The following is a 13,566-nucleotide window of genomic DNA, read 5'->3' as shown; positions in this document are numbered from 1 at the left end:
CCAGGTCGGAGCGGATGGGGATCGGGGCCGAGGGCCTCTGCAGAACCGAACGCACCATGGCCTACGACGACATCCACACCCCCGTCCTCCTCGACCGCTGCGTCGAGCTGCTCGCACCCGCGCTCCAGCGCGACGGCGCCGTCGTCGTCGACGCCACCGAGGGCATGGGCGGCCACTCCGAAGCGCTCCTCGAGCGCTTCCCCCAGGTGCGGCTGATCGGCCTCGACCGCGACACCGACGCCCTTCGGATCGCGGGGGAGCGGCTCGCCCGGTTCGGGGACCGCGTGACCCTCGTCCACACCGTGTACGACGACATCGCCGACGCGGTGCGCAGCGCCGGAGCGACGACGGTCGACGGCATCCTGTTCGACCTGGGGGTGTCCTCCCTCCAGCTCGACGAGGCGGACCGCGGGTTCGCCTACGCGAAGGATGCCCCGCTCGACATGCGGATGGACCAGACCGCCGCGACCACGGCGGCCGACATCGTCGCCACCTACGGTGAGGGCGACCTCCGCCGGATCTTCGAGCGGTACGGCGAGGAGAAGCTCGCCGGCCGGTACGCCCGTGCCATCATCGCCGCGCGCCAGGAGGCGCCCATCGACCGCTCCGCGCGCCTCGTCGAGATCCTCATCGCCGCGACGCCCGTGGCCGTGCAGCGCGAGCGCAGCGGTCACCCCGCGAAGCGTGTGTTCCAGGCGCTGCGCATCGAGGTCAACGGCGAGCTCGCGGTGCTCGAGCGCGCCCTGCCCGAGGCCCTCGGCATCCTGCCCCTCGGCGGTCGCATCGTCGTCATGTCGTACCAGTCCCTCGAGGACCGCCTCGTCAAGCGGGTGTTCGCCGAGGCGACGCGGTCCACGGCGCCGGCGGGCCTCCCGATCGAACCACCCGAGCACGCCCCCCGCTTCCGCCTCCTCACCAAGGGCGCCGAAGTGGCATCAGACGAAGAGAAGTCCCGCAACCCGCGCGCCACACCGGTGCGTCTGCGTGCGGCAGAGCGAGTGAGGGAGGCGTCATGACCGTTCCGGCCCTGGCCACCACTGCGATCGACAGCGCACGCGATGAGGTCGTCCTCGGTTCGGCGGCACCGGTCCTCCGTCCGCTGGGTCGCCCCGGCGTCGGCATCGCGCCGCAGCCGCGACGCCGTCCGCGGCTCGTGTTCGGCCTCGTCGCGGTCGCCGGCGCCCTCGCCATCGCCGGTGTGCAGATGGGGCTGTCGATCGTCACGACGCAGGGCGCCTACGAGGTCAAGGACCTCACGGCGCAGCAGCGGGACGCGAACTACCAGAAGCAGATCCTCGAGGAGGAGATCGCGGGGCTCAGCTCGCCGCAGTTCCTCGCCGCCAACGCCGCCGCCCTCGGCCTCGTCGCCGGCGGCGAGCCCAACTACCTGCGCCTGAGCGACGGCGCGACCCTCGGACCGCAGAAGGGCGCGTCGGATGCCTCCTCGATCGAGGCGCTGTCGCGGGCGGCGGTCTCCAACGCCCTCGTCGCGGGTGTCCCGCTCGTGACGGACCCCGAGGCGAGCCTGGACTCGGGTGTGTCCATCGACGAGGACCTGCTGGCCAATACGCCGACACCCCCCTCGATCACCGACGGACTGCCGACCCCCAGCACACACTGAGAAGATGACGACACGAGCAACCCGAGGCCCGCGCCGTCGCACCGTCGTCGCCCTCGCCGTCGTCCTGGTGGTCCTGGTCTCCTTCGTCGTCCGCCTGGTCGACATCCAGATCGTCAATGCGAGCCAGCACGTCGGCGACGCCTTCAGCAAGGGGATGCGGGTCACCTCGAAACTCGAGGGTGCGCGGGGAACGATCGTCGACACGAACGGCACTCCGCTCGCGACGAGCCTGCTGCGCTATCACGTCGTCGTGAACCCGAAGCTCGCCGAGAAGGGGATGTCCCTGCGGGACGAGAACGGCTCGCTCGTCAAGGACGAGAACGACAAGACGGTGCTGGTGACGTGGCCCGAGATCGCCGCGCAGATCGCCGAGGTGACGGGTCAGGATGCCGCCGAGGTCCAGGCCATCGCCGACGACGCGTTCGCGAAGGACCCGGCCGACCAGTTCGAGTACGTGAAGAAGTTCGTCTCGACGGCGGAGTTCCGCAAGCTCGCCGATCTGCAGATCCCGTTCATCTCCTTCAAACCGATCGCCTCGCGCTCGTACCCGAACGGCGCGGTCGCGGGCAACATCCTCGGTTTCGTCGGTTCCGACGGCAAGCCCCTCGAGGGTGTCGAGTCGCTCCAGAACTCCTGCCTCGCGCCCACCGACGGCAGCATCCGCTATCAGAAGGGCGCCGACGGGGTGGTCATCCCCGGAACGGCGGTCGAGCAGCCGGCGAAGAACGGCGGCACCCTCGCCCTCACGATCGACGCCGACCTGCAGTGGTACATGCAGCAGCTCATCGCCGAGGAGACCTCGCGCTACCAGGCGGACTGGGGCGGGATCATCGTGATGGAGGTCGCGACGGGCAAGATCCGTGCGCTCGCGGAGACCCCCACGGTCGACCCCAACGATCCCGGCGCCAGCGAGCCCGAGGACCGCGGATCCCGGCTGCTTCGGTTCTCCTTCGAGCCGGGTTCCACCTTCAAGCCGGTCACGGCGGCGACGGCCATCGAGCAGGCCGGCGTGACGCCGGAGTCGACAGTCACGGTGCCCGACCGGATGGTGTTCGACAACGGCGCGGTCGTCAACGACTCCGAGAACCACGCGACGGAGAACCTGACGCTCAACGGCGGTCTGGTCACCTCGTCGAACGTCGCGATGTCGCAGTTCGGCGGCATGGTCGACCCGCAGACGCGGTACGAGTACCTGACCAAGTTCGGCGCCGGCCAGCCGACCGGTCTGGACTGGTCGGGTGAGCCGAAGACGACGATCGCCCCCCCGGACTCGTGGGACAACCAGACGAAGTACGCGACCACCTTCGGGCAGGCCTTCACCGTCACCGCCGTCCAGGTCGCCAGCGCGTACCAGACCTTCGCCAACCACGGTCTGCGGATGCCGGCATCCCTCGTCGAGTCCTGCACGACGCCCGACGGCACCGTCGTCGAGCCGAAGCTCGCGGCCCCCGAGCAGGTCATCAAGAAGGAGACCGCCGACGAGGTCTCGCTCATGCTCGAGAACGTCTTCGCGCAGGGGACGCTCGCCGACGACATCGCCCTCCCCGGCTACCGGATGGGCGGCAAGACCGGCACGGCGCAGATCTCCGACGGCAAGGGCGGCTACAAGCCGAACCTGTACTTCACGTCCCTCGTCGGCTTCGCTCCCGCCGAGGATCCGAAGTATGTTGTCCTGACGGTCTTCGACGAGCCCAAGAAGCAGCGCATGTCGTCGGCCAACCGCTCGGTGTTCAAGAAGGCGATGGCGCAGGTGCTCACGCACTACCGCGTCATGCCGTCGGGTTCGGAGACCCCCCTCCTGCCCGTCACAGGCTGAACCCGAGCGCACGAGGAGACACCCCAGCATGATCCGGATGACGCTCGCCGAGGTGACGCACGCCGTCGGCGGCACCCTTCAGCTCCATGGCACCGACACCCCGGAGACGGTCGTCTCGGGCACGGTCGACACCGATTCCCGCGAGATGGGGCCCGGGTCCGTCTTCGTCGCCAAGCCCGGCGACGCGACCGACGGCCACCTGTTCGTCGACGCTGCCGTCACGGCCGGGGCGTCCCTCGCGATCGTGCAGCGCCCCGTCGACGCGCCGGTCTCGCAGATCGTGGTGCCCGACGCCGTCGCCGCCCTCGGCGCCCTCGCCCGTGAGGTGGTCGCCCGCGTCCGCGCGCACGGAGGCCTGCAGGTGGTGGGGATCACCGGCTCGAACGGCAAGACGACGACGAAGAACCTCCTCGCCCGCATCCTGCAGGACGAAGGCCCCACCGTCGCCCCCCGGGCGTCGTTCAACAACGAGGTCGGCGCGCCGGTGACGATGCTCCGCGTCACGGAGGACACCCGCTTCCTGGTGAGCGAACTCGGGGCGTCCCGTCCCGGCCGCATCGCCGAACTGGCCGGGCTCATCACGCCCGACATCGGTGCCGTCCTGATGGTGGGCCTCGCCCACGCCGGCGGGTTCGGCGGTGTCGAGGCGACGCAGAAGGCGAAGACCGAACTCGTCCAGGCGCTCCGTCCCGGCGGCACGGCCGTCCTCAACGCCGACGACGCCCGCGTCGCGGCGATGGCCGCCGTCGCCGAGGAGCGCGCCGTCGCCGTCCGCTGGTTCGGGCGGGGCCCGTCGGCCGACGTGCGCGCCGAGGACGTCGACGTCACGGCATCCGGCACGACCGCGACGATCCTCGTCGACGGTCGGCGCCTGCCGCTGCACCTGCGGGTGCTGGGTGAGCACCACGTCATGAACGCGCTGGCCGCCATCACCGTCGCCCAACTGCTGGGGGTGGACCCCGCCGATGCCATCGAACGGATCGGCACGGTCGAGATCGCCGAGCGCTGGCGGATGCAGCCGCTCGGGAGCGAGCGCGTGCGTGTCATCAACGACGCCTACAACGCCAGCCCGGACTCCATGGCCGCAGCCCTCCGTACCGTCGCGCAGATCACCGCACCCGGGCAGCGCAAGGTCGCCGTCCTCGGGGCAATGACCGAACTCGGTGAGCAGGCGGGGGAGGAGCACGACCGCATCGGACTCCAGGCCGTCCGCCTCCGCTACGAGCGCATCGTCGTGGTCGGTTCCGCCGCCCGGCGCCTGTACCTCGCCGCCATCAGCGAAGGCTCCTGGGACGGTGAGGCCGTGTTCTTCGAGACCGCCGATGAGGCCTACGACTACCTGATGACCGAGCTCCGCGACGGCGACCGGGTTCTCGTGAAGTCCTCGAACGCGGCGGGGCTCAGGTTCCTGGGCGATCGTCTGGGAGAATCGTTCTCGTGAGATCCCTGCTGGCCGCTGCGACGATCTCGCTGGCATTCACCCTGTTCCTCACGCCCTTGTTCATCCGGGTCTTCCGGAAGATCGGGTGGGGCCAGGTCATCCGCACGCCGGAGGACATCAACAACCCGAGCCACCACACCAAGCGCGGGACGCCCACGATGGGCGGCATCGTCTTCATCGTGGGGACGATGGTGGGCTTCTTCGTCGGCAGCTACACGGGGGGCACGGAACCCACCGTGTCCGGCCTGCTCGTCCTCTGGATGATGGTGGGTCTCGGCATCATCGGCTTCATCGACGATTACATGAAGGTCCGGTCGCAGCGCAGCCTCGGGCTCTCGGGTTGGCGCAAGATCGTCGGACAGGTGGCCGTCGCCGTCCCGTTCGGCGTGATGGCACTGAACTTCCCGAACCAGTACGGCGAGACCCCGGGCTCCGCCTACATCTCCTTCTTCCGCGACATCCCGACGCTCTCCTTCATGGCGCTCGGGGCGGTCGCCGGATGGATCCTCTACCTCCTGTGGATCTCGTTCATGTCGGTGGCCTGGTCCAACGCGTCGAACCTCACCGACGGCCTCGACGGTCTGGCGACCGGTGCGGGGATCTTCACCGTCTCGGCGTACAGCCTCGTCACGTTCTGGCAGTTGCAGCAGCGCTGCCACTCCGCCGCGCTCGCCACCGAGTACACCGCCGCCTGCTACGACACCCGCGACCCGATGGGCCTGACGATCGTCGCCGCATCCTTCGTCGGAGCCCTTGTCGGCTTTCTCTGGTGGAACGCGCCCAAGGCGAAGCTGTTCATGGGTGACACGGGCTCGATGGCGATCGGCGGCGTGATCGTCGCGATGGCCGTCCTCAGCCGCACCGAGATCCTCTCGGTCATCCTCGCGGGCGTCTTCATCATCGCCCCGGCCTCGGTGATCTTGCAGCGGTACTACTTCAAGGCGACCGGTGGCAAACGCCTCTTCCTCATGAGCCCGTTCCACCACCATCTCGAGATGCGCGGGTGGCCCGAGATCACGATCGTCGTCCGGATGTGGGTCATCGCCGGCATCTTCGCGATCTTCGGTGTCGCTCTCTTCTACGTCGGCTGGCTGGCCGCCGTATGACCGCCGACCTCAGCCGACTGACGAGCTGGCACGCCGACTGGTCGGGGCTCCGGGTCGTCGTCCTCGGGCTGTCGATGACGGGATTCTCCGTCGCCGACACGCTCGCCGAGCTCGGCGCCGACGTCCTGGTCGTGACCGAGGACGCCGCCGAGGAGTACGCCCGACTGGTTCCCGTCATCGGGGCGCGGATGTGGGAGGGCCCGCTCGACACCGTCCCCGAGGAGCTCACGGCGCACCGTCCCGACGTCGTCGTGGCCTCGCCCGGATTCCCGCCGCACCACCCCGTCGTCACGTGGGCCCGTGAGGCGGGTGTCGCTGTCTGGGGCGACATCGAGCTCGCCTGGCGCGTCCGCGACAAGGTGCTGCGCGCCGACGGGTCGCCCGCGGACTGGGTGCTCATCACGGGGACGAACGGCAAGACCACCACGACGCAACTGACGGCCACGATGCTGGTCGCCGGCGGCCTGCGGGCAGCGCCGTGCGGCAACATCGGCGTCCCGGTGCTCGACGCGGTGCGCGACCCGGCCGGGTTCGACGTGCTCGTCATCGAGGTCTCGAGCCACCAGCTCTGGTACCTCGGTCTGCAGGACGGCGATGACCGCGTCTCGCCGTACGCCAGCGTCTGCCTGAACCTCGCCGCCGACCATCTCGAATGGCACGGTTCCTTCGACGCGTACCGCGACGCGAAAGCCGTCGTCTACCAGCTCACCCGGGTCGCCTGCGTTTACAACAAGAGCGACGTTGCGACCCGCGAGATGGTCGAGGACGCGGAGGTGATCGAAGGATGCCGCGCCATCGGCTTCGATCTCGGCGTCCCGGGGCCGAGTGATCTCGGCGTCGTGGACGGCATCCTCGTCGACCGTGCGTTCCTCGAGGAGCGGCGCACCAACGCGCTCGAGCTCACGACCGTGGCGGAGCTCGCCGACGCCGGGCTCGCCGCTCCGCACGTCGTTGCGAACATCCTCGCTGCCGCCGCGCTCGCCCGGTCCCTCGACGTCCCGCCCGCGGCGATCCGCGACGCTCTCCGTGGCTTCCGCCTCGACCCGCACCGGATCGAGGTCGTGGGCGTCGCCGACGGTGTCACCTGGATCGACGACTCCAAGGCGACGAATCCGCACGCCGCGGCATCCTCCCTCCAGGCGTACCCCGGCGCGGTCTGGGTCCTCGGCGGGCTGCTGAAGGGCGTCGACATCGACGACCTCGTCGCCGCGCGCGGTCCCGGGGTGAAGGCCGCGATCGTCATCGGCGTCGAACGGTCCACGATCGTCGCGGCATTCGCGCGACACGCGCCGGCGGTGCCGCTGTTCGAGGTCGATCACGCTCAGACTGAGGACGTCATGACCGAGGTCGTCGCGTTGGCGTCGGACGTCGCGCAGGACGGAGACGTGGTCCTCCTCGCTCCGGCTGCGGCATCGTTCGACCAGTTCGCCTCGTACTCGGATCGCGGCCGGCGCTTCGCCGACGCGGTGAACGCACGGATGGGAAAGGACGCCGGTGACGACCACGACCGACCGTCCGGCCCCGTCGGATCCGGCTGACCGCGGCTCCTCCGCCTTCACGGCGCGCGTCGCCCTCGGCAAGGTCTTCGCGCCGGTCCCGAGCGAGTTCCTGCTCATCGCCTCGACGGCGCTGATCCTCACGATCTTCGGACTCGTCATGGTGCTGTCGGCGACGATGGCCACGTCCGGCGAGGGCGGGCCCTTCCAGACCGTCATGCGGCAGGCCATGTTCGCGATCCTCGGCGTGCCGCTGATGTTCGTGTTCAGTCGCTTGCCGGTGCTGTTCTGGAAGCGGATCTCGTGGATCGCGCTGGGCCTCGCTCAGGCGTTCCAGCTGCTCGTGTTCACCGGGCTCGGTTACGACTTCGACGGGAACCGCAACTGGATCTCGATCGCGGGTGTCCAGGCGCAGCCGTCGGAGTTCCTGAAGCTGGCCTTCGCGCTCTGGCTCGGGTACGTCCTCTATCGCAAGCACACCCTCCTCGGCCTGTGGCGTCACGTCTTCATCCCGGTCGTCCCGGTCTCGATCATGGTCATCGGCTCAGTGCTGGCAGGTAAGGACCTCGGTACGGCGATGATCCTCGTGCTGATCCTGCTGGGGGCGTTGTTCTTCTCCGGAGTGAAGCTCCGGGTGTTCATCATCCCGGTCGTCGCCGCCGCCGTCGTCGTCGCTGTCCTGGCGCTCACGAGTGCGAACCGCATGGCGCGCATCACGAGCTTCCTCGACCCGAACTGCATCGACGACTACTACGACGGCTGTTACCAGCCTCTCCACGGGATCTGGGGTCTGGCGAGCGGCGGTGTCTTCGGCCTCGGGCTCGGCAACTCCCGCGAGAAGTACGCGTGGCTGCCCGCGGCATCCCACGACTACATCTTCGCGATCGTGGGCGAGGAACTCGGCCTCATCGGGTGCATCGTCGTGCTCGCGCTGTTCACGTTGTTCGCGGTCGGCGCCTTCCACGTCATCCGCAAGACCCACGATCCGTTCATCCGCATCGCCGCCGGCGGCATCACCGTCTGGATCGTCGGGCAGGCGCTCATCAACATCGGCGTCGTGCTCCGGGTGTTCCCGGTGCTGGGTGTGCCGCTGCCGTTCATGTCGCAGGGTGGTACGTCGCTCGTCTCGGTGCTGATGGCGTGCGGGGTGCTCCTCGCCTTCGCGCGGACGCTGCCCACCTCGGCGCCGGTCACCGCTCCGACCCGCCGGTAGGCTCGATCCGGTGACCACGTACCTCCTGGCCGGCGGTGGCACCGCGGGCCACGTCAATCCGCTGCTCGCCGTCGCCGACACCCTGATGGCTCGTGACCCGGGCGCGACCGTCCTCGTCCTCGGCACCCGTGAGGGCCTCGAAGCCCGACTGGTGCCGCAGCGGGGATACGAGCTGCTGTTCGTCGACAAGGTCCCCTTCCCGCGTCGACCGGATGCCGCGGCGCTCCGCTTTCCGGCACGGTTCGCCCGCGCCGTGCGCCAGGTCCGGCACCACATCCGCGATCGCGCCGTCGACGTCGTCGTCGGCTTCGGCGGGTACGCCTCGGCGCCCGCCTACGTCGCCGCCCGCCGCACCCGCGTCCCCGTGGTCGTCCACGAGGCGAACGCCAAGCCGGGGCTCGCCAACGTGCTCGGCGCGCGGGGGGCCGCGGCATCCGGTGTCGCCTTCGAGGGAACGCCGCTGCGCGGTGCCGAGGTCGTCGGGATGCCGCTGCGCCCCGAGATCGTGAACCTCGACCGCGCCGCGCTGCGCGAGGAGGCGGCTGCGGCCTTCGGGATGGATGCCGACCGGCCCGTCCTCCTCGTCTTCGGCGGATCGCTCGGGGCGGTGCGGCTGAATCGCGCCTTCGCCGATGCGTGGCAGGACGTCGTCGCGGCGGGGTGGCAGATCCTGCACGCCGCGGGGGAGCGCAACGACATCGCCGACCCCGACGACCCGTCCTACCGGATCGTGCCCTACATCGATCGCATGGACCTCGCGTTCGCCCTCGCCGACGCCGTCGTCTCGCGGTCGGGGGCGGCGACCGTGAGCGAGCTCAGCGCGCTCGGGATCCCGGCCGTCTACGTCCCCTACGCGGTCGGCAACGGCGAGCAGGCCCTCAACGCCGCGTCCGCGGTCGCGGCGGGGGCGGCGGTGCTGATCCCCGATGCCGAGCTGACCGGGGACCGCATCCGTTCGACCGTCGTGCCGCTCCTGTCCGATGCGGCGTCGCTCGAGCACATGCGCGCCGCCGCGGCGCAGGTCGGCACCCGTTCGGGGAGTGAGAACGTCGTCGGACTGATCGACCGCGCCCTGACCCGCTGAGCAGCCCGGCACAGCGCGCCGCGGCGTCCCCGCCGCCCACCCCGACCTAGACTTGTCGGGCCATGATTCGCCCCGATCTCACGCTCCCCATCCCCGCGGACATCACCGCCGCCCACTTCATCGGGATCGGCGGTTCCGGGATGTCGGGGCTCGCCGGCATGTTCCTCGATCGCGGCATCCGCGTGTCGGGTTCCGACCGCTCCGACAGCGCGGCCATGCAGGCGCTCGCGGCGCGCGGCGCGGAGGTCCACGTCGGCCACGACGCGGCGAATCTCCCCGACGACGTGGATGCGGTCGTGTTCACGGGCGCCATCTGGCCCGAAAACCCGGAGTACCTGCGTGCTCAGGAGCGGGGCGTGCCCGTGCTGCACCGCTCGCAGGCGCTGCACTGGCTGGTCGGCGGTCGTCGACTGGTGAGCGTCGCCGGCGCGCACGGCAAGACCACCTCGACCGGGATGATCGTCACGGGCCTCCGCGCGATCGGCGCCGATCCGACGTTCGTCAACGGCGGCGTCATCGCCTCCCTCGGCGTCTCGAGCGGCACCGGGTCCGACGACCTGTTCGTCATCGAGGCCGACGAGTCCGACGGCTCGTTCCTCCTCTACGACACCGCGGTCGCCCTCATCACGAACGTCGATCCCGACCACCTCGACCACTGGGGGTCGCGCGAGGCCTTCTACGAGGGTTTCGTCCGATTCGCGGATGCCGCATCCCAGGCCGTCGTCATCTCCTCCGACGACCCCGGTGCCCGCGAGGTCGCCGCCTCGCTGTCCCACCGCACCGTGGTCACCTTCGGCACGGCCGCCGAGGCGGACGTCCGCGTGAGCGACATCGTCACCGAGGGCCCGGTCTCCTTCACTCTCCACCACGACGGACGCTCGGCGTCGGGCGCCCTGAGCGTCCCCGGAGCGCACAACGCGGTCAACGCGGCCGGCGCGGTCGCCGTCCTCCTCACCCTCGGATTCGAGCTCGAGCCGGCGCTGCGCGCGGTCGAGCAGTTCGGCGGCACGATCCGCCGGTTCGAGCTGCACGGCGTCCGCGCGGGCGTGTCGGTCTACGACGACTACGCCCACCACCCGACCGAGGTCGACGCCGCCCTCGCAGCGGCGCGCACCGTCGTCGGGGAGGGACGCATCATCGCTGTCCACCAGCCCCACACCTACTCCCGCACGCAGGCCATGTACCGCGAGTTCGCGGAGGTCCTCGAATCCCGCGCCGACCACACGGTCGTCCTCGACGTCTACGGCGCCCGCGAGGATCCCGTCCCCGGGGTGACCGGCGCCCTCGTCAGCGGTGCCTTCGCCGACCAGGACCGGGTGCGCTTCGTGGCGGACTGGCAGCAGGCGGCCGAGTACACGGCATCCATCGCCCGTCCCGGCGACTACGTCATCACCCTCGGCTGCGGTGACGTGTACCGCATCATCCCGCAGGTCCTCGACGCCCTCGGGCAGGACTGACCGTGCGGCGGCCGTCCCCCCTGCCGACGACGCCGCCGGCACGTCGATCCGCCCCGACGGCGGCTCCGCAGTCGGAGCCCGTCCCGCAGCCTCGGGCGGAACAGCCCGTGCACGATCCTGAACCGGCGGAGGGGCAGGTCACCGAGGTCATCGAGCCCTCGCGGCCGGGCCGCCTCCTCCCGTTCGCTCAGCCGGTGGCCGAGGTCGACGACGTCGGGCGCGACGAACGGACTCCGGATGCCGAGGGCGACCGCCCGCTCGGTCTGCGCGACGTCTGGGCGGCGGCCCGCGCCCGCCGGCGTGCCCTCCGCCGCGAGGTGCGACGGTTCACCGTCCGTCAGCGGCGGCGTCGCTACGCGTGGCTGGCGTCGCTCGCCGCCGTCGTGCTCGTCGGGCTCGGGGCCGTGGCGACCGCCTACAGCCCGTTGTTCGCCGTATCGAAGATCACCGTCCTGGGCACCGATCGGCTCGATCGCGGTGCCGTCGAGCAGGCGCTCGCGGGGGAGAAGGGAACCCCGCTCGCGCTCGTCGACTCCAGCGCGGTCAAGGCTGCGCTGGTCGGGTTCCCGCTCGTCGAGAGCTACTCGATCGAAGCGCGTCCGCCGCAGGAGCTCGTCGTGCGGATCATCGAACGCACCCCCGTGGGGGTGGTGTCGACGCGCGGCGCATTCTCGCTCGTCGACGCGGCCGGCGTCGTCCTCTCCACCAGCGAGAACGCGCCCGAGGGGTACCCGGTGATCGAGGCGACCGGCGGGGCCGGGTCGCGCGCGTTCCGCGCCGTGGGGGCCGTCTACCGCTCGCTCCCGGCCGACCTGCGCACGCAGGTGACGGCGATGGCGGCGACGACGCCCGACGATGTCACCCTTACGATCGAGGGGGCGGAGGTCGTGTGGGGGAGCTCCGACGACCCCGTCGAGAAGGCTCGCGTCCTGCAGGCCGCGATGACCGCGAAGCCGCCGTCCGAGGTCGACGAGTACGACATCTCGTCGCCGGACGCGGTCGTCATCCGCTGACGCGGAATCAGATCGCGCGACACGCCCACGACGCTGCGGCTGAGCGGCGCTGCGCCGCCTACGTTCGGAATCGGGAATTGCATACTCGGCAATTCTTTAAACCTCTGGTTGAGGTTGAAGGTTTGCACTCGAGGTTCAGGACGATACGGAGGCCGGCGTGAGCCAGAACCAGAACTACCTTGCTGTGATCAAGGTCGTTGGCGTGGGTGGTGGCGGTGTCAACGCCGTCAACCGCATGATCGAGCTCGGCCTTCGCGGCGTCGAGTTCATCGCCGTCAACACGGACGCCCAGGCGCTGCTGATGAGCGACGCCGACATCAAGCTCGACGTGGGCCGCGAGCTCACGCGCGGTCTCGGCGCGGGCGCCGACCCCGAGGTCGGCCGTCGTGCCGCCGAGGACCACGCCGAGGAGATCGAGGAGGCCCTCGCGGGCGCCGACATGGTCTTCGTCACGGCCGGCGAGGGCGGCGGTACGGGTACCGGTGGCGCCCCGGTCGTCGCGCGGATCGCGAAGTCGATCGGCGCCCTCACCATCGGTGTCGTGACCAAGCCCTTCTCCTTCGAGGGCCGTCGTCGCCAGACGCAGGCCGAGGCGGGCGTCTCGAAGCTCAAGGAAGAGGTCGACACTCTCATCGTGGTGCCGAACGACCGCCTGCTCGAGATCAGCGACCGCGGCATCTCGATGATCGAGGCCTTCGCCACGGCCGACCAGGTGCTGCTCGCCGGTGTGCAGGGCATCACCGACCTCATCACGACGCCCGGTCTCATCAACCTCGACTTCGCCGACGTCAAGTCGGTCATGCAGGGCGCGGGCTCCGCGCTCATGGGCATCGGCTCGGCCCGCGGTGCCGACCGTGCGATCAAGGCCGCCGAACTGGCCGTCGAGTCGCCGCTGCTCGAGGCGTCGATCGAGGGCGCGCACGGCGTGCTGCTGTCGATCCAGGGTGGTTCGAACCTCGGCATCTTCGAGATCAACGACGCCGCGCAGCTCGTCAAGGAGGCCGCGCACCCCGAGGCCAACATCATCTTCGGTACCGTCATCGACGACACCCTGGGCGACGAGGTCCGGGTCACGGTCATCGCGGCCGGCTTCGACGGCGGCGAGCCCCAGGTGAAGGTCGAGCCGATCACGGCCAGCCGCCCGGCATCCGCTCCCGTGCTGCCGCCGCTGCCCGCCGACACGGTCGCGCGCGACCTCGCCGCGGCGGAGAACAGCGGACGCGAGTCGGTGTCGGTGTCGGCGCCCGCGTCGTCGTCGAGCGACTACGACTCGGCCTTCGGCGATGACGACCTCGACATCCCCGACTTCCTGAAGTAAC

11 protein-coding genes are annotated in these 13,566 nt (G+C 70.4%); all 11 read left to right on the top strand.

The window, feature by feature from the left end; genetic code table 11:
- The first annotated feature begins 14 nt into the window (after positions 1-14).
- A complete protein-coding gene (gene rsmH / locus ACPEH0_RS04550; protein WP_423719410.1) occupies positions 15-1,016 on the top strand; it encodes a 16S rRNA (cytosine(1402)-N(4))-methyltransferase RsmH in 1,002 nt (333 codons plus the stop codon).
- Positions 1,013-1,621 carry a hypothetical protein gene (locus ACPEH0_RS04545; protein ID WP_253034503.1) on the top strand — a complete coding sequence of 203 codons (609 nt, stop codon included), beginning with the start codon at positions 1,013-1,015 and terminating at the stop codon, positions 1,619-1,621. The genes rsmH and ACPEH0_RS04545 overlap by 4 nt, the downstream gene beginning before the upstream one ends.
- A 4-nt stretch (positions 1,622-1,625) precedes the next feature.
- The gene (locus ACPEH0_RS04540; protein WP_366212912.1) at positions 1,626-3,437 is read left to right on the top strand and encodes a peptidoglycan D,D-transpeptidase FtsI family protein; all 1,812 of its coding nucleotides are present in this window, start codon (positions 1,626-1,628) and stop codon (positions 3,435-3,437) included.
- A 28-nt stretch (positions 3,438-3,465) separates the two neighbouring features.
- Positions 3,466-4,878, top strand: a complete 1,413-nt coding sequence (locus tag ACPEH0_RS04535) for a UDP-N-acetylmuramoyl-tripeptide--D-alanyl-D-alanine ligase (protein ID WP_366212913.1) — start codon at positions 3,466-3,468, stop codon at positions 4,876-4,878.
- Positions 4,875-5,984, top strand: coding sequence for a phospho-N-acetylmuramoyl-pentapeptide-transferase (mraY, locus tag ACPEH0_RS04530; protein ID WP_064002343.1), 1,110 nt, complete (start codon positions 4,875-4,877; stop codon positions 5,982-5,984). Before ACPEH0_RS04535 ends, mraY begins: the two co-directional genes overlap by 4 nt.
- Positions 5,981-7,522 carry a UDP-N-acetylmuramoyl-L-alanine--D-glutamate ligase gene (murD, locus tag ACPEH0_RS04525; RefSeq protein WP_366212914.1) on the top strand — a complete coding sequence of 514 codons (1,542 nt, stop codon included), beginning with the start codon at positions 5,981-5,983 and terminating at the stop codon, positions 7,520-7,522. Before mraY ends, murD begins: the two co-directional genes overlap by 4 nt.
- Positions 7,479-8,693, top strand: coding sequence for a putative lipid II flippase FtsW (gene ftsW, locus ACPEH0_RS04520; protein ID WP_217531280.1), 1,215 nt, complete (start codon positions 7,479-7,481; stop codon positions 8,691-8,693). The genes murD and ftsW overlap by 44 nt, the downstream gene beginning before the upstream one ends.
- Positions 8,694-8,703: 10 nt before the next feature.
- The gene (locus tag ACPEH0_RS04515; RefSeq protein ID WP_366212915.1) at positions 8,704-9,777 is read left to right on the top strand and encodes a UDP-N-acetylglucosamine--N-acetylmuramyl-(pentapeptide) pyrophosphoryl-undecaprenol N-acetylglucosamine transferase; all 1,074 of its coding nucleotides are present in this window, start codon (positions 8,704-8,706) and stop codon (positions 9,775-9,777) included.
- 62 nt (positions 9,778-9,839) lie between these two features.
- Positions 9,840-11,234, top strand: coding sequence for a UDP-N-acetylmuramate--L-alanine ligase (gene murC / locus ACPEH0_RS04510; protein ID WP_217531282.1), 1,395 nt, complete (start codon positions 9,840-9,842; stop codon positions 11,232-11,234).
- A gap of 107 nt (positions 11,235-11,341) precedes the next feature.
- Positions 11,342-12,247 (top strand): cell division protein FtsQ/DivIB, encoded by a 906-nt coding sequence (locus tag ACPEH0_RS04505; RefSeq protein ID WP_366212916.1) that lies wholly within the window; start codon positions 11,342-11,344, stop codon positions 12,245-12,247.
- A gap of 157 nt (positions 12,248-12,404) precedes the next feature.
- Positions 12,405-13,565, top strand: coding sequence for a cell division protein FtsZ (gene ftsZ / locus ACPEH0_RS04500; protein ID WP_064002337.1), 1,161 nt, complete (start codon positions 12,405-12,407; stop codon positions 13,563-13,565).
- Position 13,566 lies beyond the last annotated feature (1 nt).

The sequence above is a fragment of the Microbacterium sp. NPDC079356 genome (assembly GCF_049545465.1).
In the GTDB taxonomy this organism is placed as follows: Bacteria; Actinomycetota; Actinomycetes; order Actinomycetales; family Microbacteriaceae; genus Microbacterium; species Microbacterium gawkjiense.
This window is presented reverse-complemented; position numbering and strand designations above follow the sequence as displayed.

Coding starts and splice junctions, on each gene's coding strand:
- rsmH (WP_423719410.1), top strand. CDS start 15: ATGGGGATCGGGGCCGAGGGCCTCTGCAGAACCGAACGCACCATGGCC.
- ACPEH0_RS04545 (WP_253034503.1), top strand. CDS start 1,013: ATGACCGTTCCGGCCCTGGCCACCACTGCGATCGACAGCGCACGCGAT.
- ACPEH0_RS04540 (WP_366212912.1), top strand. CDS start 1,626: ATGACGACACGAGCAACCCGAGGCCCGCGCCGTCGCACCGTCGTCGCC.
- ACPEH0_RS04535 (WP_366212913.1), top strand. CDS start 3,466: ATGATCCGGATGACGCTCGCCGAGGTGACGCACGCCGTCGGCGGCACC.
- murD (WP_366212914.1), top strand. CDS start 5,981: ATGACCGCCGACCTCAGCCGACTGACGAGCTGGCACGCCGACTGGTCG.
- murC (WP_217531282.1), top strand. CDS start 9,840: ATGATTCGCCCCGATCTCACGCTCCCCATCCCCGCGGACATCACCGCC.